Origin of the sequence: Pantanalinema rosaneae CENA516 (assembly GCF_050753385.1) — a bacterium.
GTDB classification, from domain to species: Bacteria; Cyanobacteriota; Cyanobacteriia; order Leptolyngbyales; family Leptolyngbyaceae; genus Pantanalinema; species Pantanalinema rosaneae.
This window is the reverse complement of the sequence record NZ_JBLZFZ010000008.1, coordinates 29,885-53,385: the sequence shown is the minus strand read 5'-3', so window position 1 is coordinate 53,385 and position 23,501 is coordinate 29,885. Positions and strand designations below refer to the sequence as shown.

Here is a 23,501-nt window from a genome sequence, read left to right as displayed (position 1 = left end):
GTACGGGCGAACAGCCGTTCGCCCGTACAAAGGTAAAAATTTTCCTAGAAATCTCCTAAGTTCTTTACCCTCACCCGATCGCCTCGATGTTTAGCCCCAGGATTGATGGATGGTGATGTTGCGGCTCTGCATAGTGCGTTCAAACAAGTCAGTGGGGAGCGCTTGCTCAACTGCCCAGACACCAGGTTGCTTTAATTCTCCAGATAGCAGTAGTTCGGCAATGCTGCCTGTGCCCATCCCCGTTGCGATCGCGGCATTATCATGCACAAAGGTTGAATAATAGTTGACCGATTTACCAGCTTTTTGCCCCTGGACGGCGGCTCGCATTGCCACCCCTGTGCCACTAAATTGGTCGGTGACGGAAGTCATGGAGTGGCTGACATGGGACAGAAATTCAATAAAGTTCGGTTGCCGAATCAACATGGGTGGAAATAGATTCGCTGCCATCCAGGTGAGATGATTATAAAAATCAGGGGCAGAACCAAACTTAGTAATCACTGTTTTCACTGGAAATGTTTCTGCCAGCGTGAATGCTTCTGGCATATCAAACCAATAAACTCCAGTCCGACCGAAGGGAGCCGGAAAGTCGATCGTCTCGCGTCCGGTGTAAGGTTTAACGGTTTTCCAGCGATCGTCCATCCAAACTTCAAATGGACTTTGCAGACTCAGAAAGGTAGTTCGCATGACCGTCACCCCTGCCCCACCTGACCCTGCCACCACATAACTGAGGTGAATCGTTTCCGCACTGTCGAGTTGTTCAACTCCCTGCCGCACCATGCTATTTGAGATGCCAGGAAATACGCCGGTATTGACGATCGCGGTCACACCAGCCGATTCTGCTGCCTCCCGATAGTTAAAAACGGTACGAGTAAAGGTGCGATCGTCACTCACATCCAGATAATCCACCCCATGAGTAATACAGGCTTTGAGTACCCCTTCATCGCGATACCGAAAGGGCCCAGCGCAATGAATGACGAGGTTACTGGCAGCGATCGCCGCATCCAAGTTATCAGGATTGGCTAAATCCAGGGCTAAAAACTGCACTCTCGGGCTCCGCTCATTGCTGAATTGAGCATCAGCAGCCGGAGTTCGCCCCGTAATTGTGATTTCAGCCTGGGTATTTGCCAGCAGATCAGCAACGACACCGCTACCAATCCGCCCTCGTCCTCCAATCACTAAAACCTGACTTGTCATGGTTTCTGCATCAATAATGTTACCAACTTACTTACTAGTCTAGAAGCTTTACCAGACTCAATCTTAAAGTCTACAGAGAAGGGGAAATAGAGATTTGTAAATTACAGCATCTCTCCTTCTCTGTAGTTTAATTGTCGCCTAAGAGGATGTTCGGAAAATCGACCCTACTGTGGATTTGAGTGATTCCCCAGCATCTTTAAACATCTGGGCAACAGGTTGTTGAGTCTGAAGAAAGACGCGGGCACAATTGCGTCCCGGCATACCAGAGATTGAGCCGCCGGGATGGGTTCCGGCTCCGGTCAAAAATAATCCCTCGATCGGAGTTTTATAGTTGGCTAATTCGGGCAGAGGTCGGAAAAAGATCATCTGCTCCAGGGTCATGTCTACATGGTAGTAATTGCCTTTATAAGCCCCTAATCGCTCTCCTAACTCGGCGGGACTTTCCACTTGACGGGCAATGATGGCATTCTTGAGATTCGGGGCATAGGTGGCTAATTTATCTAGCACCCGATCGGCCACCCGATTTTTCAAGTCATCCGTCCAGCCAGTACCATGCAAACCCGTTCCTTCAACGTTTTCTACCTGATAAGGCGCAAAATATTCGATCCATAGCGTATGCTTGCCATCGGGAGCCATCGAGGGATCGAGCATGGTTGGCATCACCACATACATGGAGGGGTCAGCATCCGGAATTTTGCCAATGCTAGGGTCAGAGTGCGCCTGTTCCACCTGCTTAACCGAATCAGCGATCAACACAGAACCAATCAAATAATCATCCTGATGCTGGTGATGCTCAAAGCGGAGGGGTTCGGACAGGGCACAGTCAATTTTGAGAATGGTTTCGTTGTTGTTAACGATGCGGCGTTCTAACCGCTCTCGGAGTTCTGGATCCGCATCATCAATATCTGCTTGATCGACCATTTGTAAGAACAGTCGTTTTGCATCGATATTGGAAATCACGCCGCGAGTTGCCCGGTATTCATGACCACCAGCCACTCGTACCCCAACCGCCCGACCATCATCAATCAGAATCTTTTCGACTGACTGATCGACTAAGACAGTGCCGCCCAGGCTTTGAACTAGATTTAACAGGGCTTTTGTTAATGCTCCTGTGCCACCCTTGGGTCTTGCCATCCCAGGATCATGGCGCATTGCCATCATAATTGCCCCGATCGACAAGGTTTTTTGGCTGGGAGGGGCACCTAATTCTGAGGCTAACCGCGCTAAGGGTGCTTTCAAGAACTCGGAATCAAAATACTCGTTTAGGATATCCTCAGCACTGGTTAACATGGTGCGAAGTAAATCCAGCGTTTTATCCGGTCCTCCTAAAACCGATAGCAAATCCTTTAATTTTTTAAAGTCATAGTTACCCGCAATATCGACGAGTGACTTGGGTGGCGCGTTAAAGATCGGAATAATCCCTTTCAATAACCGTTGCCAGAAATCAGTAAACTCAGCATATTTCTGAGCATCCCGAGAATTGAAGCGGGCAATTTCAGCACAGGTTTTCTCAATCGATCGATGTCCCAGAAAGTAACTCCCGTCGGGGTGGGGGCAAAAGACGACCGGATCGCAGAAAAGATACTCTAACCCATACTTTGTCAGTTCTAATTCTTCAACTACAGGACCGAGATGAATAAATTCGTGATCGATCGCGCAACGGTTAAACTGAAAGCCTGGAGCCTCCTGCGGCATAATCTCTTCGGTAGTTGCCGCTCCTCCAGGTACGGAACGCTTCTCTAGTAACAGGACACTGTAACCTGCCTTTAATAAATAAGCAGCACAGACGAGTCCATTGTGACCTGCCCCAATAATGACAACATCAAATTCTTGCATCCATGCAACTCCAGCAACTTGATTTTACCATCTTTAAAAATAAAGAGTTCTAGTTCTGGCCAACTTCTGTCTAAAGTATAGGATTCCTCAGTATGGGCGATCGATCGGAGTAGATCACCTATTCTCCAACCCGTTGTCTTTCGTTTATTCAAAGATAAATTATCATAGGAATGGGTTGATTTTACCTGTGGTTAACTATCTCCAATAACTATTAGAGATACTGTCTGATGTTAAGGAACGAGAATCCAGTAATTTTGATCTTTTCTGGTACGGACTTTAGTGCAACTAGGCTGGCAGGCTAGACACCGTTCGCCTATTCAAAGGATAAAATATTCGGTCTTATTTAAGCGGCGATTCTCAGGAGTAAAAGATAATCAAGCTCAAAAGATTCTGATTTGAGCCCAATTAGTAGTTATAAGATTTTAGGGGATAACTATTTTAATAATTTTAGTTAAAATAGGATAGAGAGATTTTTTGTTAGAACAATAAATTGAGTAAAGTTGATCGTATTTCCTGAAGAAATACCTAACAAATATGACTGGCTAACTACTTCAAAATGGCTTGATTGATTAGTCATCAAGTATCCCGAAAGTAGTTAGCCAGCCTAGCTAGGAGAGATTACCGAGTAGTGTAAGGCAGCAGGTGAAGTAGGTCACGAACGACACTATAACCAGCCAGATCCCATAGCAAATAAGCTAAAAAACCGATCATCGCAAAGCGACCATTCCAAATTTCGGCTTGTGGAGTAATCCCAAATAGAAAGGCATTACGGTCTTGACCGTTATACGCATTAGCGACAGGAGGCATATTCGTTGTATTGTTGCGAGTTTCCATGATGTTGTACTCCTGAGTAAAGAATTGCAACGTTATGTTTCAAACGTTAATTGCTAATTTCGTTCATACTATCCATCTACGGTTATAGATTGGCAGCATCTCGCCCCAAAAAAACGATGAATAAAAGGTTTGATCAAGAATTAACCTGTTCATAACTTTCGCTGTAGTAATTCACACGTGATCTAGTCAATTTCTGATCAGTCCTATGGAAGATGAGGCAATGTAATTTATATGGCATTCCTTAAGGTATTGCGTTCTAAAAAAACGAGGAGAACATCAAAATGGTTACGACTCTTGATGATGCTAAACGCACAGCGATCGGTGCGAAATTAGCAGATATGAAATTAGTACAAAATCTGCTGATTGCAAATGAACAGAAATTGATGTCTAGCTGTGCTGATGACGATATCCGTAACGAGCTACAGCAAATGCTGGAAGCTGACCAGAAGAATATAGGGATTCTGGACACGGTAATCGTGCAGTATGGCATCAAAGCAGAGGCTAACCAAACCACTCGGAAGATGGTTGAAGAGGTGCAACGGCTGATGCAAGGTTCAGAGTTAACTGTATTTGAGAAAGCGGCTCAACACGAATTGCTGAAGCATAAGCAAACCATGACGGGGCTGTTGATTCATAAAGCGGCTCAAGTTGTTGGTGCAGATATTGAAGCTGCCATTACTCCGCTCAATACCATTAACTTTGAGAACCGTGCCCATCAGGAAAAAATGAAGGGCATTCTAGAAATCCTGGGTGTCCGTGAACTGACGGGTCAGGAAGCGAAGCAAGGAATTTGGGCGCGTGTTCAAGATGCGATCGCAGCATTTAGTGGTGCGGCTGGCGCGGTGATCACCCGTACAGATGATGAAATGAATATTCAAGACGTCATCCGGATGGATCATAACAAAGCGAACATGTTGTTTGCTCAGATCGACGGTAGCAACGATCCCCAAAAGATCCAAGAATACTTCGGTCAGCTTTACAAAGACTTGAGTGTCCATGCTGAAGCTGAAGAAGAAGTGGTTTACCCGGCAGTTCGTTCCTTCTACGGTGAAGATAACGTCCAAGAGCTGTACAGTGAACAGGCTGAAATGAAGCAGATGCTAGAACAGCTCAAGTCGATGAATCCTGCGGCTGGCGAATTCAAGAGCTTGGTGAATCGTCTGAAAGATGTGGTGATGGATCACGTCCGTCAGGAAGAAAGCACCATGTTTGCTGCGATCCGCAACAACTGTACGGATGAACAGAAAGAGCAGTTGGCGACTCAGTTCAAGACCGCTAAGAGCAAACTGCAAGATAAAATGTCGGCGGCGGCTAAATAATTTTCGCAGCACTGGCAGCATTAGGGTTGTATACGCAATATAACCTGTAAGGTAAAGCATTACTCATAACAATTTTGCAACTATGGGTAATGCTTTATCTCCGTTAAAAATACAGATATGCACTTACTGATTTAATCCCTATTCTTTAGGTTAGTGTTCACCCATCCTAATTCCTCTGGAGCGTAACTTATGCCACAGTCTAATACTCAACAGTTGCAACCCCCCCAACATCAAGATCAACGACCAGGTCGCGAGTCGGAGATGTCACCCCCGCCCGAGTTTGAAAATGAGCAATATCGCGGTAGTGGTAAACTTCGGCAAAAGGTCGCTTTAATTACTGGAGGTGATAGTGGGATTGGACGGGCAGTAGCCGTTGCGTTTGCCAAGGAAGGGGCGGATGTCGCGATCGTTTACTTGAATGAACATGATGATGCTCAGAAAACTAAAGAGGAGGTTGAACAGGAGGGTCGGCGTTGCTTGCTGATCGCGGGTGATATTGGTGATGAAGCATTTTGTCAGCAAACCGTTCAGCAGACCGTAGGTGAACTGGGCAAATTAGATATTTTGGTGAATAATGCGGCGGAACAGCATCCCCAGGAAAGTATTGAAAATATTAGCGCCGAACAACTGGAGCGGACTTTCCGTACCAATATTTTCTCTATGTTCTATTTAACCAAGGCGGCATTACCTCACTTACATCAAGGCTCTACCATTATCAATACAACGTCCGTCACTGCCTACAAAGGCAATCCTCAACTATTGGACTACTCGACAACTAAAGGTGCGATCGTTGCCTTTACGCGATCGTTATCTCAGTCTTTAGTCCAGCAAGGAATTCGTGTGAATGGTGTTGCTCCTGGGCCCATTTGGACACCCCTGATTCCCTCAACTTTCCCTGAGGAGAAGGTAGCTAGCTTTGGTAAACAGGTTCCGATGCAGCGAGCTGGACAGCCTGAGGAAATTGCCCCGAGTTATGTTTTCCTCGCTTCCAGTGATTCCTCTTACATCTCAGGTCAAATCTTGCATCCTAATGGTGGCGAAGTTGTCAATGGATAGATGAGATAGTAGTTAGGCCGAGATCTTTCCCTATGCTGCTAAATTAACCTGTCCATCTGTGCCCTTTCATGGCTCCCACACGATCAGGGAGCCAAATTTTTGTAATTATCTAAATTAAGTTATCCAGTTCTTCTAACGGAGCAATTTTAACGTGGACGTTTATATTCTAGATTTGTTAGTAATTGGTTTACTTCTATTAACAGTTACTTTGGGATCTGGCTTAATTCAACGCTTGCCCCTCTCCTATTCACTGATCTATCTGTTAGTTGGTATTTTCTTAAGCCCCTATGGATTTAACTTAATTCAGCTACGACCTGATACCGAATTTTTAGAACGATTGACAGAATTCGTCGTTATCGTTTCTCTATTTAGCTGTGGTCTAAAAATGAATCGACCACTCAATTTATGGGCATGGAATTCTACTGTTCGCTTAATTGGATTATTGATGCCCATTTCAATTTTTGCGATCGCGGCGATCGGTCATTGGTTATTAGGCATAGGCTGGGCAGCCGCCATTCTATTAGGGGCAATTTTGGCTCCAACTGATCCAGTGCTGGCTTCTGAAGTCCAATTAAATCACCCTGGCGATCGCGATGAACTCCGCTTTGGTTTAACGTCTGAAGGCGGACTTAATGATGCTTTAGCCTTCCCATTTGTTTATTTTGGGTTGCACTGGTTAAAGGACAGTAATCTACAGAACTGGTTTAGAGACTGGGTCGTCGTTGATCTATTCTGGGCGATCGCCGCAGGCTTAGCCACGGGAGTGATTGTGGCTCGGGTCATAGTTTGGATCGACAAACGGGTGCGCAACTTTACGGTTGTTGATAGCTTAATGGAAAACTTTATCGTCCTCAGCATCATTTTGGTTACCTATTCTGTCACCGAGGTAATTAACGGTTATGGGTTTCTGGCGGTATTTGTGGCTGGAATTGTCACTCAACGGAGCTATCGTGATCCAGAGCGGCAATTCTCCCAACTTGAATTTACTGAAACGATCGAAAAGTTGCTGGAAGTTGGCACAATTTTACTATTAGGTTCACTCTTGAGACTGGAACCAGTTTTAAGATTTTTACCCCAGACCTTAATCATTGCAGGAGCCTTACTGTTTATCATCCGTCCGGTGGGGGCCTGGATTAGCACGATCGGAGAACCGTATAGTTCAATGCGGCGTTGGTTATTTGGTTGGTTTGGAATTCGGGGCGTTGGCTCTTTATATTACCTGTTTTATGCTTTAGGAGAAGGCTTGCAAGGCGAGGTGGGTGAACGAATTGCGTGGATCACCTTGATTACCATCGTTATCTCTGTTGTGATCCACGGTATTAGTTCAACTCCATTAATGAATTGGTATGAGCGAAGCATCGAGCGTCGTCAGCAAAGAATCAAACAATTAATTGGATAAATTTGCATCCTCGCTATCCCTTTAGAGAGAGCAACGATAATGTTTTATGCACTTTATCCCTCTAAGTATAGAAATCTAGTGCTATTAAAATCACCCTTATGGCAGGTTCCGAAAAACTTTAGAGAAAAGTATTTTTGAAGGGGTGAATTAGGTTAAAAATAAACAGTAATGGTAAAAGTAGGTGCTGCTTACCTGGGAAATAGGCGCTGTCAATTTAGGGTATGGGCACCGTTGCTTGACCAGGTTGCGGTCAAGATTACGTCCTCTCCCGATCGCGGATCGCTGCCTATGCAGCAGGATCTTGAAGGCTATTGGAGTACGATTGTTGAAGATGTGGAACCGGGCGATCGCTATGTCTATGTCTTAAATTCTGAGCTTCAACGACCTGATCCTGCTTCCCATTGCCAACCTGACGGGGTTCATGCCGCTTCTCAAATCATCGCGCATCAGAGCTTTACTTGGACGGATCAGCATTGGTCAGGCGTTCCCTTAGAGGAAATGATTATTTATGAGTTGCACATAGGAACCTTTACGACTGAGGGAACCTTTGCCGCTGTCATTCCTCGTCTACCACGCCTCAAAGAACTGGGAGTTACTGCGATCGAACTGATGCCTGTTGCTCAATTTCCCGGTAGTCGTAACTGGGGATATGACGGAGTTTATCCCTATGCTGTACAGAGTTCCTATGGTGGTCCGAATGGTTTAAAGCAGTTAGTTGATGCCTGTCATCAGCAAGGGATCGCTGTTATCCTCGATGTTGTTTACAACCATGTCGGACCAGAAGGAAATTATTTAGAAGATTTTGCTCCCTATTTTACAACTAAGTTTCGTCCAGAGTGGGGCAATGCTTTTAACTTTGATGATGCCTATTGTGATGGCGTTCGCAATTATTTTTTGGAGAATGCCTTATATTGGTATGAAAATTATCATATTGATGCCTTAAGGTTAGATGCTATTCAAGGGATCTATGACTTAGGAATTAAACATTTCTTAGAAGATTTAGTGGATGTCACCCATGACTTTTCACAGCAGCAGAGTCGAAAAATTTATTTGACGGCTGAGAGTGATTTGAATGATGTTAAAACTATTCGATCGAGAAATGTAGGGGGAATTGGCATTGATGCCCAATGGTGTGACGACTTCCATCACGCTTTACATGCATTAGTGACGGGTGAACGACAAGCCTACTACCAGGATTTTGGGCAACCTGCGGACTTAGCCAAAGCCTGGAAGGAAGGATTTGTTTATTCTGGGCAGTATGCGCCTCATCGCAAACGTCGGCATGGTAGTTCTGCGGCTGAGGAACCTGCGAATAAATTCATTGTCTTCTCTCAAAATCATGACCAAATTGGCAACCGGATTTTAGGAGATAGACTAACTCAGGTGATTAGTTTTGAAGGCTTGAAATTAGTTGCAGGAACGGTACTACTGTCTCCCTATATTCCTCTTTTATTTATGGGGGAAGAGTATGGGGAGAATGCTCCTTTCCTCTACTTTATTAGTCATTCCGAACCAGAATTAATTGAAATTATTCGACGATCGAAGGCAGAAGAGTTTCAAGCTAAGGGATTCGCTGGAGAGGTGTATGATCCGCAGGCGGTGGAAACGTTTCAACGATGTCAGTTGAATTGGGAGATGCAGCAGATCGGTCAATATCAGGTTCTTTGGCAGTTTTACCAACATTTGATCCATTTACGTCGGACTAATCCGGTATTAAAGCAATTGGATAAGAAGGGGTTGAGCGTTTCTAGCCACGAGGCAGATCAACTTCTGATGATGCATCGCTTTCATAAAAATCATCAACTCTTTTACATCTTAAATTTCAGCGATCGTCAACTTGATTTTGAAGCTGATTTTTCAACTGAAAACTGGCATAAGATTTTGGATTCTTCTGATACTCGATGGGCTGGCTCTGGAGCAACACTACCAGATACTTTAGCGCCACTCCAGCTCTTGAAAATTCCAGCAAGTAGTTTTGCATTGTACCAAGCATAGTAGTTAAAACCATGAGAATTCCTACAGCGACCTATCGCATTCAATTCCATAAAGACTTTCCCTTTGCAGCGGCTAGGGAAATCATTCACTATCTGGCTGATTTAGGTATTTCTGATTTATATGCATCGCCAATTTTTAAGGCTAGGGCTGGTAGTACACATGGGTATGATGTTGTTGACCATACTCAACTCAATCCGGAACTCGGAACCTCCGAGCAGTTTGAGGTGTTGGTAAGTGAACTGCAACAACTTCAGATGGGTTGGCTTCAAGATATTGTGCCTAATCACATGGCATACGATAGCGAGAATCCTTACTTAATGGATGTGTTAGAAAATGGAGCAAACTCTGAATCATCTGATTTCTTTGATATTGAATGGAACCATGCCTATGAGGTGTTCCGAGGTAAGGTACTTGCCCCTTTATTAGGTAATTTTTATGGGGAATGTTTAGAAAATGGTGAGATTAAAATTGCTTATGATGAGACTGGTTTAAGTATTAATTACTATGCACTTAAGTTACCTGTTAGGATTGAATCCTATAGTCAGTTCATTACCCAAAACTTAGGTCAACTGGCTCGATCGTTGGGCAGGAAACATCCCGACTTTATTAAGCTGTTAGGGGCATTATACCTAATTAAAAGTATCGGGACGGAAACGAAGGGACGGGAACGCTACGATCAAATTGCTTTTGTTAAAGGTTTGCTATGGGAACTCTATAATCAAAATCCTGAGATTAAAGAATTTTTCGACTCTAATATTGTCCTGTTTAATGGTCAGGTCGGTGATTCAGAAAGCTTTAACCTTTTAGATAGTTTATTAGTTGATCAATTCTATCGTCTTTCCTTTTGGAAGGTGGGAGCCGAAGAAATTAACTATCGGCGATTCTTCACGGTGAATGAGTTGATCTCGGTCAAAGTTGAAGAACTAAAGGTTTTCCATAAAACCCATAGCTTGATCGAAGCATTAGTCAGAGATCGCAAGATCACTGGTTTAAGAATTGATCACATTGATGGTTTATACAACCCAACTCAATATTTAGAGCGACTGCAAGAGAAGGTAGGAGATACTTATATCACAGTTGAGAAGATTTTGGAGCTTCAGGAGGAACTCCCATCCCAATGGCAAATTCAAGGAACCAGTGGGTATGAATCACTAAATTATATTAATGGGATCTTTTGCCAATCCGATCATGAACAACGCTTCCAATCTATCTACTCTCAATTTACTAATGTTCGTGCCCCCTACGAAGAATTGGTAGCCGATAAAAAGCGATTGATTATTGAACGAAACTTGGCAGGAGATGTCTATAACCTGGCGCAAAAGCTCAAAGCGATTTCAGGACGAATGCGGCAGGGGGGTGATTTCACTGCCTATGGGCTGAAAAAGGCTTTAACTGAAGTCTTAGCACTATTTCCAGTTTACCGAACTTATATTAGTTCCTCGGATGTTAGTGAGGTCGATCGCGCCTATATTCAAACTACGATCGAACAGGCAAAAGAGAGAGTACCGCTGCTGTTCAAAGAGCTACATTTTATCGAACAACTCTTATTACATGAAAACGCAGTTCATCTGACTGAAGAACAAAAGGCAGAGCAATTGCATTTTGTTATGAAGCTACAACAGCTTACGGGACCGCTGATGGCAAAAGGCGTTGAAGACACTTTGTTGTATATCTACAATCAACTATTGTCCTTAAATGAAGTTGGTGGCAATCCAGGACACTTTGGCATCTCTCTGGACGTTTTTCATGAGTTTAATCATCGGAAATGCGATCGCTGGTTACACTCCATGAATGCAACTGCCACCCATGATACGAAACGAGGAGAAGATGTTCGCGCTAGATTAAATGTAATTTCTGAAATTCCCGAACAATGGGAAGAACAGTTACAGAAATGGAGTGAACTAAATCGACATCACAAATTGCGGATTAATGGAAAGATTGTCCCCGATCGTAATGATGAGTATTTCCTATATCAAACGCTAATTGGTGCATTTCCCTTTGAACAGGCAGAATTTCCTCAATTTGTTGAACGGCTCAAAAACTATGTGATTAAGGCAATTCGAGAAGCAAAGGTGCATACAGCCTGGTTAAGACCTGATAGTGCCTATGAAGAGGGCTACTTAAAGTTTGTCGATCAGGTTTTGCTAGATGATAGCAGTAATGAATTTCTCCAAGCATTCCGCCCATTCCAACAGCGGGTTGCCGAATATGGAGTATTTAATTCGCTGTCTCAAGTTCTTTTGAAAAATACAATTCCGGGAGTGCCTGATCTCTATCAGGGCTGTGAATTGTGGGATCTCAGTCTGGTCGATCCGGATAACCGTCGTCCGGTTGATTACCAACGACGCATGGCATTCCTAGAAGAAATTAAGGCGAAAATAGCACAGAATCCGTTAGATCTCATCAAGGAATTGCTATTGACTAAGGAAGATGGCAGAGTTAAGCTATTTCTGACTGCTCAAGTGCTGCAAGCTAGAAAGAACTATTTAGATCTGTTCCAGCAGGGTAATTATCAACCGATTAAAGTATCTGGTCAATTAGCGAATCATGTTGTGGCATTTGCTAGAAGCTACCAGGGACAAGTTGCGATCGCTTTAATTCCCCGATTCTTAACCCAAATGATTCAACCTAGTGACTTTCCCTTAGGAACGGCAGTTTGGCAAGATACGCAAATTGAGTTGGAACAGGGAATGCCTACAACCTGGAAAAACGTCATTACATCCCAACCAATTCAAGGGAATACTACTCTTTCAGTTGGAGCCATCTTGGCACACTTTCCAGTTGCGTTGTTGTTAGGTTAGAGTCTAACTAATGTCACTGAAATAATCCATCCGAACTGTCTCTGAATCCCTAATGCTAGGGGCTAAGAGGCAGTTCAGTAACGATCGCGATTTTTTCCAAACAACCGCTTAAAAATCAGCATGTAAAAAGCCTCCATTTGTAGGATAGAGGCTCTTTTAGAAATATTTTGAAGGAGTTACCTTCCTAAGTTGATATCACTGTATTGGTAAGCCTATACCTTAGTAAGGTTCAGCCGTTCTAGGCACATCAGTAGTCCGGATATTACGGGCTCCGACATACGAACCGATCAAAGCCGCTAAAAGACCTAAAAGTGAACCCAGGGCAAATGACCAACCAACAGTAGCGGCATTTCCAGCTATATCGCGGGTCTGTTGAGCGGTGAGGTTGGGATCTTGAACATCACCTGGAGTCGCCCCCGCTTGCTGTGCCTGATTAATAATTTCTCCAGCATTAGAGGCAACAACCCCAAATGCTCCGGCAACACCACTAGACAGTAACCAGGCGCTGACCGCTAAAGTTGTAGCCCAAAGAATGGCACCATTCAATAGCGCTGTACTCCGCTTCATTGGACCACAAGCACGAGCCGTTACCCATCCGCCTAAAAACAGAGAAATTAACAGGCTAATAATTGACCAAATTCCAACAGCAGAACCAACACCACCCGCATCAGTACGGGGTGCATCTGATCCTGCGATCGTCGATAAACCAATTGCTGCTCCAATTCCACTTAAAACAAGTTGTGAACTAATTGCTACAACTAAACCGGCAAAAATTGGACCCCAACGTACTCGATCGTGATAATCCACGGTTGTAGAGTAAGCTGGACGCTCAATTACGCGCCCTCGGGGTTCGTCTGTGTATGCCATCGCCTGTTTCCTCCTAGATGAACAATCAGCTATCAAAAGCTAAACTCAATAGTGTCAGTTTCAAAGTATGGAAATATCGAGGTATGTTTCATCTACCGCAAGAGAGAAGTATTAATTAACCTCCTCCGAATGTCCCTAAACTTAGGTAGAAGCAGGGGTATGCTATCACTTTTTAGTTTTGCCTCCGATGGCATTCCCAATACATGAAGTTTTATAATGGAAATTGATCAAGCATGTTTAAAACCTATCTTCCTCCTATAACTTTTGTGACTAATCGTATTGAGCAGCCAGAATGGATCTGATTTCACGGGATGATGTTTCTAGCTTTTAGGAGTAAAGTCGCAATCGCGTGTCTTTTTTCTGCCAGCTTTAATCTGAAACTTTGTGAACTGGAAATTTAGTTCTCTGAGATCACTTCTCGAGTTGACTGCAATAAAACCTGAGCAAATCCCGTTCTGGCGATCGCTTTATTATCAGACTTGGGTTTTGGTTTTAAGTAGAGCCAACCTAGCCAAAAGAAACTAACCATGGCTAGTTGTCCAATATCTCCAAGTGATAGTGAAGCATCGGTTAGGGCAGCAATGCTTCTGTCAATTACTCCAAATACCCAAACTAAATTACCAAACAACCAGGCTCGGTATTTAGGGGTGATTGAAGAAGTCAATTGTTCTGAAATTTGCTCGTAATTCATTGGTATTCACTCCAATCCTTAGAGATAAGTTATGTGTAACTAGAAAGTATCCATCCATTTAAAACTCAATCTCTGTATTGAAGAATTGCCTACCTAATTGTTAGGTTTAGCCTAATGCTTCCATTGCCAGATTAGAGTGAGAGCTGTATAAGTCAACGAACCGTTTGAACAAACTCATGGTTTCATGACTAGAAGCTTTTGTGAGGGTAACAAAGCTTTTCTGAGATAGCCGAGCGAGGTAGGGTAAATCCTCATAAAGAGTCAGGTAAGAAGCGGCATGTAGGAGCACCTGCAATAGAGATTTAGGCCATTCTAAGTTGCTGTAGATATCAATCAACAGTTCATGTTCCTGCTCACTGATCGGGATGACATTAAAGATCACAATGATGCGTTTGTTCCCATACGCTGGAACGTTTAGTTCGATCGTGTAAGGAGTATGTAATACTAGTTCAACTTCCGCAGTAGGCTGTCTCCAGATCTTTAAGACATTCATGGGTGAATCGAGAATCGTCTTGAACTTGAGCGCACCACCTAAGTCAGTCGGACGAAGATTCCCAACCTCGATTACCTTCAAATCATTGAGACTAAAACTATGCACCATTTCTAAATGCTTCAGGTTTAGTAGGTGATAGATTTGGCAGAGATAAGGAAACGGTAGGATATGTTTTTGGTTAATCAGGTGGTAGTTTTTTAGCTCTAGCATCCGATCTTGAGCCGCCGACAAATAGAGTTTGTCTTGATGTTCAATCAGATTCGTTAAGTAGTCTCCTGTTTTATTGACTTCATGCGTTACCAATCTGTTAGGCTTGAGATATAGCCAGATCGAGAAGAGCAAGGATACTATGATGACTTGAGAAAATTCAGTGAAGGATACATAGTTATCCGCAAAAATAGAAAATCCTCTATCTACTGCGCCAAATATGCATAGTGGGATACCAAATAACCAAATAAAATTTCTCAACTTAGCCATAAAAATTAATCTCCGCAAATCACAATACCTTTAAGCCTTGCTTTAAATACCTGCTAGTGCTTTCTTAACTTATAGTAATAATTTATCGACTATGAATGCCCTCTATCTGTGGTTAAAGTTAGCTATAGATCGGCTATTGATTAGGGTATATATATGAAATAAGGGCTTTAACTGCCTCGATCGATTTTTTTGAGACATGAGTCTCCTAAGTTTGAAATCCAATAAATTCAGTGGCAGAAAGAATCTAGCTTGATCGGCTGTTGAGAGCAGTCCTGAACTACTAATGCGTTCTTTGATAAGACTATTTAGCCTGGAATTAGCTCTATTTTTCTAAAGAGATTAATGCCTTAATTTCTAAAATTAAGTATCGAGTCAGAGCAAAGTTTATAGCGATTAGTAGAGAAAACTACCCTTTATACTTTGGTTGCCAGCATCGATTAACAATTCAGCTAATGATTAGGTAGCTAACCTTCTTCTCTGATACCCATAGAAGCTTAAGTCCGTCATCCACCATTAGACAGACAACCAGATCTGGAAAGCTATAGCAATTCTCCTGATAAGAATATAGTTCTGTTGTTCGGTACGACTGGAGGATTTTGGCTTCTATCTCAAGCATGAGTTTATTTAAACTTAGTATGTGGTGATTAACACATAAAGGTTCTACTATTGAATATTAAGATTAAAATGGCGTTTACTTGCTTAATTAACTCTATGCCTTTAGAGAGTTTAAAAAAGCCGGATCTGGAAGAATAGTTTAAGCAGATCAATATCTTTAAGCTAAAACCTTAGATGGTTCAATCCTTACTGCCATTACAAACTTTCTATTTACCCAAAATTAAATTTGCCGCTCAATTAGAACCGCATGTTATGGGTAGACACGGTGATCGATTCCTTGCTGGTCAACGATCGCTACGTTTACCATTAATATTTTTTCGGAAAACTAATAAATTAAGGCGTTGAGTCAAGAAGTGATCTCTAACTCAAACCAACAGCGAGTACCAGGAAAGCTGCACATGAACACGATTAATTCATTGAGTCGGCGAGTTGCAATGATGCATGGGCGCTTGTCGGAGTTGTACCAAAATGTCAACGCCTCATCGTCTCCTTCACCCGATCTCTTACCAGTTGCCCTGAAAGAACTTGGTGTTGTCTCGGAAGAATTGCAAGTCGCGATCGATGAGCTTAGACGACAAAATGAGCGATTAATTTCGGCTCAAAACCAAATTGAACAGGAACGCCAACGGTATCAAAATCTATTTGAGTCTGTTTCTGATGCGTGTTTAGTTACCGATGCGCATAGCGTGATTCAGGAAGCCAATCAGGCAATGGCGGATTTAATCAATGGGCAGCCGTCTGCTTTGATTGGTAAATCCTTGCTCAATTTAGTTCCCTTAGAAGAACAGCCTTTATTACAGACAAAACTGGCTTTACTCGCACAAAATCAACAGGTTGAGTTTTCAGTGCGGTTACAGCAATATTCGTCAGAGTTTGTTAATGTTGCTCTCACAGTCCAAGCCATTCGTAACCAGGAGGGACAGTCCCCGCTACTATTATGGATGATGCGAGACATTACAGAGCGCAAACGAGCCGAAGCCGCTTTGGAGAATCCTGATTACAACCTCTGTCAGGATCGCCCCTACTATCACTATAACAAGGGCGAAATTATTCCTCTAGAAGCTCAATCGATTTGGTTAGTCTCTGAAGGAGTTGTGAAATTAACGACTCTATCAGAGCGAGGCGAGGAGATGTTAGTTGGATTAATTGGTGAAACCATGGTGTTCGGCTCCAATCTCACGACATTACAAACCTATCAAGCGATCGCGCTTTCAGACGTTAAACTGAGTTTAATTTCCCTGACTGAAGTAGCTCAATCCTCGCGATTAGCGCAATTACTTTTACCATCTGTGATTCGTCGTCTCCAGCAAACTGAGAATCTTTTAGCTATTTATGAACAGATTCGGGTAGAAGACCGCTTACATCGCTTACTCCGCCTATTAAAACAATCCATTGGTCAGCCGGTAGAACAGGGAACTCGCCTGCGTGCCCGTCTGACCCATCAGGACTTCGCTGGAGCCTGTTGCACGACCCGAGTGACCATTACTCGCTTATTGGGCAAGTTACAGCAGCAGGGCAAAGTTGTGCTGGATGCCCATAATCATCTTGTGCTAAAAGATTGACTTGACTGAGAGAGTAGGGGCAGTGCGGACAATACTTCAAACGATTTGCCAGTCAATCAGACTCCGTTGCGGCAGCGCATTGGTTTAATCGGAATTTCAATCCGGAATTCTGCTCCCCGTCCTGGTTCAGAGAAACAGGCAAAACTACCACCATGTTTTTCTACCACGATCTGGTAGCTAATCGATAATCCTAGACCTGTGCCTTTACCAACGGGTTTCGTCGTAAAGAATGGATCAAATAAATTTTTCCTCACCTCTTCTGTCATGCCAACCCCATTATCTTGGATGGAGATACGGACTCGATCGTCATCCAATTGGGTGGTTTGAATCCGAATTTTGGGATCAGTGAAGCCAGGTGTAGTCTCCTGGTGCGATCGAGCATTGTCTCGGGCATCATCCAGAGCTTCGATCGCGTTTGCCAACACATTCATAAATACCTGATTTAACTGTCCGGCGTAACATTCTACTTTTGGTAGGTTGCCGTACTCCTTAATAATCTGAACGGCTGAACCACTTCCCGTTGGTTTCAGACGACTTTGCAAAATCAGTAATGTGCTATCAATGCCTTCATGGACATCCACTGGTTTCATTTCCGCTTCGTCTAGTCGGGAGAAATTGCGTAATGACAGCACAATTTGTCGGATGCGTTCTGCCCCCAACATCATAGAAGACAACAGCTTAGGCAAGTCCTCAGCAATAAAATTAACATCAATGTCTTCTTCATACTCTCGAATCTGGGGAATTGTATCGGGAACATGCTCATGATAGAGATCAACCAGTTCTAGAAGATCGCGAATGTAATTGCTGGCGTGGGTTAAGTTGCCAGTAATAAAGTTAACTGGATTGTTGATTTCATGGGCAATACCAGCGACCATTTGCCCCAAACTAGACATCTTCTCACTTTGGATCAGTTGGCTCTGAGTTTGTTTCAGATTGTGTAATGCCTGACTTAACTGCTGGGCTTGGGTTTGGGCAGCAAAGGCAGCCGCTCGCGTTTGAGCATATAACTCTGCTTGATCGATCGCAATCGCAATTTGATCGACCACAGCTTGTAACAACTCCACCTCCCGATCGCTCCAGGAACGCATCCCACTACTATGGCTACACATAATCGCCCCTAGTTGACCAGACCGGGTTTCTACCGGCAGCAGGAGTTGAGAGGTAATGCCCAAATCCTGTAACACTGTGCGGATGGGTTGATTTAAATTGACATCGGTTGCGACATCATCAATCCGAACTAAATTCAAACTTAAGACCTGCTCACTTAATGGTTTAGCCTGGGTTTCTGGACATTCTCCGACTAAACTGGGGAGTTCGGGTAACTTGGCTTCATGGGTAATGGCTAACACCGATTGATTCGAATCAGCCCAGCACCAGAGAAAATGACAACGATCGATTTGTAATAATGCGCGAATTTCGTTGACGGCTTTGCCCAAAATCGTATCGAGATCCAGGGAGTTCCGAATCTGATTAGCTAACCGAAATAATAGTGCCTCCCGACTATCTAGCAATGCTTCCCGCGCCCAGGTGCGATCGATGGCGACAGCAATACTGTTGACCAATGATTCCATAACGGTTTGAATCGCAGAAGTCAACGGTTGCCGACTAAATAATGCCATCACGCCAATCAATTGATCTTCCAACACTAAAGGATAACCAGCAAAGGCAACAATACCTTCTTGTTGTAACCAGTCTTTAGCGCCAATGATAATATCATCAACAGCGGTATTGCTGAGATACGCTGTTCGGTTTTGTGCCACGAAGCCAATAATGGAAATGCCTAGTGGAATTCGACTATGAAAGTCATCGGTATAACTATGTTGTCCAGCGATCGCTTGCAATTCCAATAGATTCATTTTTTGGTTAAAGGTCCAGAGGCGCACCGAAGCCAGACCCGGATATTGGGCGATCGCCTGCACACAATGATCCAGAATTTCTGGCAAACTGCCAGCTTGTGATAGGGCAGCCACTACTTCGGTACTCAGGGTTGAGAGTTGCGTCCGTTGCACTAGCTCCGCTTCCATTCGCGCTAAGATGATGGAATTACGCCGGGACTCTAACAACGTTACGACCTGTTGGGCTAAAACCTGGAGCATTTGTTGTTGAGCGATCGTCAACTGGCGCGGTTGATCATCCAATACACATAACACTCCTAACGCGATGCCATCCCCATTGACTAATGGTATGCCAGCATAAAATCGCAGGTGAGGAGCCTCTGTCACTAACGGGTGATCAATGAACCGTGGGTCACTTAAGGCATCCGGGACAACAAACAGGTTGGGTTGCTGAATCGCATAGTCACAAAATGCCATCTCGCGCAGCGATTCTGTGATCTCTAATCCTACCTTTGCCTTAAACCATTGGCGACTGGCATCACTGAAACTGATCAACGCGATCGGGGTTTGGCAAACCTGGGCGGCTAACTGCGTAATCTCATCAAACGCTGGTTCTGGTTCTGTATCTAAAATTTGATACTGCTGCAATACTTGCAACCGCAAGGCTTCGTCAATCAACAAACAGGATGCTGGTGCAGACTGGATCGTTTCAACAGACTGATTAGGCTGGGGATTGACAGGTAATAATTCTTGGCGTTGCTGATAATGGGTCTTTTGCATACCGTTGACATCCACAGCGTTCATCCAACTTGATAGCTATAGAGTGCCCATTGCCTGTAGCTGGTATACAATTAGTTCACTTTTCGTTATTTAAAAAATATATTTCGATAAAATACTTCAAGTATTGCCTGATTGAAGTGCGGCTTGAGTGCTACTGAAGTGCGGTGATGAGAAGCAATGGCTGGTTTACGCGAAGCCCTACCCATCTGGAAGTATAAAAATTATTTAAGGGCTGTCTCTTCAGGGGGCAAGACGGGCATCTCTAGAGTGAAAGGGCTCAATTCATTCAGGGTATCTACAATCCGTCCTATGCCCAGTGAGCTGACTTTCTCTCATTATCCAGATTGTTTGCAGGTCACTATGTTGAAAGTTTTAGCAGTAGACGACAGCCCAGTGATGCAAGAACTGATTCGGCGGGCATTAGTGAGCCATTATCAAGTGCTGGTGGCAGATAATGCCGTTGATGCCCTCAGTACCTTGTCCCGTGAAGATATTATTGTCCTCCTTCTAGATGTCTCTATGCCCGATATTGATGGCTTGGAACTGTGCCGTACCATTCGGAATTTACCTCAGTTTCAGGCTTTACCGATCGTCATGTTGACCGCCCGCGATCGTGCCTTCGACAAAATTCAGGGTCGCCTCGCCGGAGCCACGGAATATCTCACCAAGCCCTTCGATGCCGAACAACTCTGTGCAGTGGTGGGTAAATATATTAAAACTGGGGTTTAACCCTTAACAATGCTTCAGCACCCAAGTCTGGATTAGCTCATTCACCTGATCTGGAACTTCATCATGGGGACAATGACCTGCCCGCAAATAGTGTTCTGTTAACTGGGCATAATGCTGGCGGAATTTTGCGCCGCGATCGCGAGAGTTCATCCAGGGATCGGCTTCTCCCCAAATCATCAGTAACGGACAAGTGAGTTGCTTCAGTAACGTATCCACTTTCTCCCCTTGCGGAGTCCGAAACACGGAGGCAAAGACTTTAGCCGCACCATAATCACAGGACGGACGATAGATCGCGTCCACTAATTCATCGGTGACTGCACTTTGATTTAAGTACACTCGCTCCAAGGTTTTGCGAATGGTGGATTTTTGCCGCACATACTGAAACAGCAGTGAACTGGCCCAATCTTGCTGAAATAGGGTTTGGATGGTTTGTCCTAAGACTTCCCGCAGGGGATTTGGGGATGGTGTGGGTTCGGGATCACTAAATGGCCCGGCACTGTTAATTAACACTAATCCGGCAACTGACTCAGACCGTTGCGCTGCCGTACAAAGGGATGTATATCCCCCCAACGAGTTGCCCGCTAATACCGCCGGTTGACCCATCACCTGAGTAATAAACTCATGCAGTTGATCGCGCCAAAGCTCTCCACTGTACTGCCGATCGGGTTTTGCCGATCGCCCAAAGCCCAATAAATCGATCGCCCAAACCTCGAACTCGGCACTCAGTCCAGCTAAATTTTTGCGCCAATGGTCGGTGGATGCCCCAAAGCCATGAACCAGTAGGAGCGGAGGACGATCGGGACGGCGTTCTCCCGCTTTCACGTAGTAGATTGATTGACCTTGCCATTGCCAGTGCTGACCCAGGGATGGAGCGACGATCGACGGTGACTGCATAGGAGACGCTGTATCAGAATGTTAAGAGGTGTAAAACCACTCTCATTATTCTAGAACAGCCTTTCCCTCATTGGGATTGCCGTAGTTGCCGAACTCGCTGCCGAAATGTCCTCAGTGTGGGACTTCTTCCTTCGATCGAACTCTGGGCCACAAACTCGGAAATTAGCTCAACGACTGGAACATCTGGAAATATCGGGCTAGTGAAAGATTCGACGTATTTTCCGTCGTGCAGCAGATAAATCTGGAAGCGATGCTCTGCATACCGCCATAATTCAGGCACTTGCAGGGCTTCGTAAGCCTCAATCTGAGTTTTTGAGGTGACATCAACTTCGATCGCTAAATCCGGGGGTGGATCAAGGCTTAAGTCTAGTCGGCGCTTGCCTCGCATCGCTAGATGGTTCTGAATGTAAAAACATTGGTCAGGTTCGATCCCACTTGCCATATCTTGCCGCTTAAATGTTGTGGAGCCAAAGCACTCACAATCTCGTTCTAACTCCTCTAGTAAAATCTTGACCATATCGCCAATGATCTCTTTATCAACCTCGTGTTCTGGTAGCGGCATTCTCAGCTCTAGCATCCCCTGACTATAGGCAATCCGGGTTGCCCGGTGATCTCCTAGTTCAGCCAAAATGGCTTCAAATTCTTGCCAGTTGACCTCTTCCAGAATCAGACGATGACCTGGCGGAACTCGCAGTTGTCTTAGTTGCAATGTCACCATCAGCAGTCAACTCCGGGATAAAGCGGGTTGGGGGGCAGAGCGGTGGCGGCGCATAACCATATCGATCCCGCCTGCGGGGGCGATCGTCACTCCACGGCGTTGCGGTAGGACGGGGCGATCGTGGGCTAACGCTAGGTCGTAGCGGGTCAGAATGGTGGCTAATACCAGCTTCATCTCATACATGGCAAAGGCGGCTCCAATGCAACGGCGATGCCCACCGCCAAACGGCATATATTCGTAAGGAGAAAATTGCCGCTCCAGGAAGCGATCGGGCTGGAACTGAAATGAATTGGGATACAGATCTTCGCGGTGATGGGTGAGGTAAATACAGGGGACGAGCAGTGTCTCCGGGGAAAACTCATACCCGCCGATCGTGCAGGGGGTTCTGACAATCCGTGGGGTAGCGACAAATCCCACGGGATAGATCCGCAATGTTTCCGAACAGACCGCATTCAGGTAGGGCAACCGCATGATCGCCCCCGCCTCCGATCGATCGCCCAAGCAGTCCAATTCTGCCATTAATCTAGATTTCACTTCAGGTAAGCGATGAATCCAATACAAGGCCCAACTCAGGGCTGTGGCAGTCGTTTCATGTCCAGCGACCAATAATGTCATGAGTTCGTCCCGCAATTCGATGTCGGTTAACGGTTCTCCGGCTTCATCGCGGGCGGCTAAAAGGAGGCTCAGAATATCGGTCTGGTTAGGGTCTGGGTGTTGGCGACGATCGGCGATTTCAGCATACAGCAATTCATCCACCTGCTGTTTGAGGTATTGAAAACGCCCCCCCGGACTCCATCGCCCCCAATCTTGCTGCATAAAGGAGAAAAAGCCCATTGCAAAGCCAAACCGGGATGAGGTCAGATGGAGTAAGGTATTCAGTCGCTCTTTCAGATCGTGATAGCGTTGGCCTGCTGTGATGCCAAATACTGCTTGCATAATCACTTGCAAGGAAATGGCTTGCATAAACGGACGGGCGGCAAACGGGCGATCGACTTCCCATTGCTGGGTTACAGTTTCAGTAATCTGACAAATCAAGTCGCCATAGGTCTTCATCCGCTCGCCATGTAGGGGCGGCATGAGTAATTGTCGATGGCGTTGGTGCCGATCGCCATCTAACAACAGTAACGAGTTGTTACCTAACATCATGCGTAGGATGAAGTTCGCCCGTCCTGAATCAAATTTTTCATAACCCGTAGTAAAAATTTGGGCGATCGCCTCTGGATGGCTGACGATAACCAAATTACGAAACTTCCCCAGTTGCGGCGCAAAACAATCTCCGTAGCGGCGTGAACAGTCATCCAAAAAATCTAATGGGCGCAAAATCCATTGGCTGAGTTGCCAGAGTCCGGGCGTACTGGGAGCTGGAGGATGTTTGGTTGCCATCATTCGGTTACTGCAAAGGTCGA

Annotated in this window: 17 protein-coding genes; 7 read left to right on the top strand and 10 right to left on the bottom strand. The window is 44.8% G+C overall.

Annotated elements, in window-relative coordinates; genetic code table 11:
- Window positions 1-90: 90 nt before the first annotated feature.
- From ACN4EK_RS06235 to ACN4EK_RS06225, 3 genes are all read right to left on the bottom strand, one after another.
- Window positions 91-1,194, bottom strand: a complete 1,104-nt coding sequence (locus ACN4EK_RS06235; RefSeq protein ID WP_431656703.1) for a saccharopine dehydrogenase family protein — start codon at window positions 1,192-1,194, stop codon at window positions 91-93.
- Between the two features lie 138 nt (window positions 1,195-1,332).
- Entirely contained in the window at window positions 1,333-3,030 is a 1,698-nt protein-coding gene (gene crtO / locus ACN4EK_RS06230) for a beta-carotene ketolase CrtO (RefSeq protein WP_431656701.1), read from the bottom strand.
- A gap of 618 nt (window positions 3,031-3,648) precedes the next feature.
- Window positions 3,649-3,864, bottom strand: coding sequence for a high light inducible protein (locus ACN4EK_RS06225; protein WP_431656699.1), 216 nt, complete (start codon window positions 3,862-3,864; stop codon window positions 3,649-3,651).
- Between the two features lie 281 nt (window positions 3,865-4,145).
- On the opposite strand from ACN4EK_RS06225, the gene ACN4EK_RS06220 reads away from it, so the two are divergent.
- The 5 genes from ACN4EK_RS06220 to treY all read left to right on the top strand — a co-directional run bounded on the left by ACN4EK_RS06220 (window position 4,146) and on the right by treY (window position 12,434).
- A complete protein-coding gene (locus ACN4EK_RS06220; protein WP_431656697.1) occupies window positions 4,146-5,183 on the top strand; it encodes a hemerythrin domain-containing protein in 1,038 nt (345 codons plus the stop codon).
- Between the two features lie 189 nt (window positions 5,184-5,372).
- Entirely contained in the window at window positions 5,373-6,239 is an 867-nt protein-coding gene (locus ACN4EK_RS06215; protein WP_431656695.1) for an SDR family oxidoreductase, read from the top strand.
- Window positions 6,240-6,390: 151 nt separating this feature from the next.
- Window positions 6,391-7,638, top strand: coding sequence for a cation:proton antiporter (locus ACN4EK_RS06210; RefSeq protein ID WP_431656693.1), 1,248 nt, complete (start codon window positions 6,391-6,393; stop codon window positions 7,636-7,638).
- A gap of 168 nt (window positions 7,639-7,806) precedes the next feature.
- Window positions 7,807-9,633, top strand: a complete 1,827-nt coding sequence (gene treZ, locus ACN4EK_RS06205) for a malto-oligosyltrehalose trehalohydrolase (protein ID WP_431656691.1) — start codon at window positions 7,807-7,809, stop codon at window positions 9,631-9,633.
- Between the two features lie 11 nt (window positions 9,634-9,644).
- Window positions 9,645-12,434: a malto-oligosyltrehalose synthase gene (gene treY / locus ACN4EK_RS06200; RefSeq protein WP_431656689.1), complete on the top strand. Its 2,790-nt coding sequence runs from the start codon at window positions 9,645-9,647 to the stop codon at window positions 12,432-12,434.
- Window positions 12,435-12,653: 219 nt separating this feature from the next.
- On the opposite strand, the gene ACN4EK_RS06195 is transcribed toward treY, so the two are convergent.
- The 3 genes from ACN4EK_RS06195 to ACN4EK_RS06185 form a co-directional block, all read right to left on the bottom strand.
- On the bottom strand, window positions 12,654-13,301 hold the full coding sequence (locus tag ACN4EK_RS06195; RefSeq protein ID WP_431656687.1) for a hypothetical protein: 648 nt from the start codon (window positions 13,299-13,301) through the stop codon (window positions 12,654-12,656).
- A gap of 397 nt (window positions 13,302-13,698) precedes the next feature.
- On the bottom strand, window positions 13,699-13,992 hold the full coding sequence (locus tag ACN4EK_RS06190) for a hypothetical protein (RefSeq protein ID WP_431656685.1): 294 nt from the start codon (window positions 13,990-13,992) through the stop codon (window positions 13,699-13,701).
- 106 nt (window positions 13,993-14,098) lie between these two features.
- Complete coding sequence (locus tag ACN4EK_RS06185; RefSeq protein WP_431656683.1) at window positions 14,099-14,788, bottom strand: hypothetical protein; 690 nt, start codon at window positions 14,786-14,788, stop codon at window positions 14,099-14,101.
- A 1,187-nt stretch (window positions 14,789-15,975) separates the two neighbouring features.
- Here ACN4EK_RS06185 and ACN4EK_RS06180 point away from each other — a divergent pair.
- Window positions 15,976-17,139, top strand: coding sequence for a PAS domain S-box protein (locus ACN4EK_RS06180; RefSeq protein ID WP_431656681.1), 1,164 nt, complete (start codon window positions 15,976-15,978; stop codon window positions 17,137-17,139).
- Between the two features lie 56 nt (window positions 17,140-17,195).
- Here the strand turns inward: ACN4EK_RS06180 and ACN4EK_RS06175 are convergent, their stop codons facing one another.
- Window positions 17,196-19,778, bottom strand: a complete 2,583-nt coding sequence (locus ACN4EK_RS06175; RefSeq protein ID WP_431656679.1) for a GAF domain-containing sensor histidine kinase — start codon at window positions 19,776-19,778, stop codon at window positions 17,196-17,198.
- A gap of 336 nt (window positions 19,779-20,114) precedes the next feature.
- On the opposite strand from ACN4EK_RS06175, the gene ACN4EK_RS06170 reads away from it, so the two are divergent.
- Window positions 20,115-20,483: a response regulator gene (locus ACN4EK_RS06170; RefSeq protein WP_431656677.1), complete on the top strand. Its 369-nt coding sequence runs from the start codon at window positions 20,115-20,117 to the stop codon at window positions 20,481-20,483.
- A 3-nt stretch (window positions 20,484-20,486) separates the two neighbouring features.
- Here ACN4EK_RS06170 and ACN4EK_RS06165 read toward each other — a convergent pair whose 3' ends face one another.
- The 3 genes from ACN4EK_RS06165 to ACN4EK_RS06155 form a co-directional block, all read right to left on the bottom strand.
- Window positions 20,487-21,377, bottom strand: coding sequence for an alpha/beta fold hydrolase (locus ACN4EK_RS06165; protein ID WP_431656675.1), 891 nt, complete (start codon window positions 21,375-21,377; stop codon window positions 20,487-20,489).
- A 67-nt stretch (window positions 21,378-21,444) separates the two neighbouring features.
- The gene (locus tag ACN4EK_RS06160; RefSeq protein WP_431656673.1) at window positions 21,445-22,095 is read right to left on the bottom strand and encodes a Uma2 family endonuclease; all 651 of its coding nucleotides are present in this window, start codon (window positions 22,093-22,095) and stop codon (window positions 21,445-21,447) included.
- A 6-nt stretch (window positions 22,096-22,101) separates the two neighbouring features.
- Window positions 22,102-23,478 carry a cytochrome P450 gene (locus tag ACN4EK_RS06155; RefSeq protein WP_431656671.1) on the bottom strand — a complete coding sequence of 459 codons (1,377 nt, stop codon included), beginning with the start codon at window positions 23,476-23,478 and terminating at the stop codon, window positions 22,102-22,104.
- Window positions 23,479-23,501 lie beyond the last annotated feature (23 nt).